The sequence below is a fragment of the Cohnella silvisoli genome (genome assembly GCF_021190915.1).
Classification (GTDB): Bacteria; Bacillota; Bacilli; order Paenibacillales; family Paenibacillaceae; genus Cohnella; species Cohnella silvisoli.
This window is the reverse complement of the sequence record NZ_JAIOAP010000041.1, coordinates 1-1285: the sequence shown is the minus strand read 5'-3', so window position 1 is coordinate 1285 and position 1285 is coordinate 1. Positions and strand designations below refer to the sequence as shown.

Annotated in this window: 1 protein-coding gene; it reads left to right on the top strand. The window is 57.2% G+C overall.

The features are described from left to right. Nucleotides 1-1285, top strand: a 1285-nt coding sequence (locus tag K7P76_RS32975; protein ID WP_232190344.1) for a fibronectin type III domain-containing protein, incomplete at both ends; no start/stop codon positions are given.

Genomic DNA, 1285 nt, shown 5'->3' with positions numbered 1-1285 from the left:
TGAATTTCCGTTACTCGATGCCCTCGATTCCGGGGAACCTGCATGCGACGGGAACGACGAACACAAGCGTTAGTCTGGAGTGGGACACCTCCACGGACAACGAAGGAGCGGTGAAGTACTCAGTTTATAAGAACGGGACGCTTGTAGGCACGACCGCAAATACGAACTACACAGTGACGGGACTGACGAAAGCAACGAGCTACACGATGACGGTCGTGGCTTCGGATGCGGCGGGCAACGAATCGGAAGCGGCGGAAGTAACCGCGACGACAACTGGGGACAACTTGCTGCCGAATGGCGGATTTGAGACATACACGGGTTCAAGCGGCGCGGCGAATGGCTGGATCGAGGACGGTTCGGACTGGAGCATTGTGACGACGCCGGTGGCAGAAGGCACACGTGCGCAGCGGATGGGACTGTCAGGTATTGGAGCCGGACACTTCGTATCGCTGTATCGGACCATCCCGGTGACGGGGGGCAAAACGTTCATCCTGGACGGCCAGTTTAATGCGACGGCGATGAACGGTGCGAAGGTGCAATTGAATATCGCGTTCTACGATGCCAACAACAACCATATCTCGGAACAAAAACAGGACCTGCTCGACGTTACGGACGGTTATGTCCTTCTGAAGACGAGCGGCAACATTCCGGCGAATGCGGTCGAGGCGGTGATTAGCCCGCGGATTTATGCGACGGCAGACAACGGAACGGCGACGCTTTATGTGGATGGACTGAATTTCCGTTACTCGATGCCCTCGATTCCGGGGAACCTGCATGCGACGGGAACGACGAACACAAGCGTTAGTCTGGAGTGGGACGCCTCCACGGACAACGAAGGAGCGGTGAAGTATTCAGTTTATAAGAACGGGACGCTTGTAGGCACGACCGCAAATACGAACTACACAGTGACGGGACTGACGAAAGCAACGAGCTACACGATGACAGTCGTGGCGTCAGATGCAGCGGCCAACGAATCGGAAGCGGCGGAAGTAACCGCGACGACAGCCGGGGGCAACTTGCTGCCAAATGGCGGGTTTGAAACGTATACCGGCTCGAGCGGCGCGGCAGATGGATGGAATACGGACGGCTCGGATTGGAGCGTTGTGACGACGCCGGTCGTGGAAGGCACGCGAGCACAGCGAATAGGACTCACGGGCATTGGCGCAGGCCACTACATCGAGCTGTACCGCGATGTGGCGGTGACGGCCGGAAAGACGTTTGCGCTGGACGGCCAGTTTAACGCGGCATCGATGAACGATGCGAAGGTGCAAATGAATATTTCGTT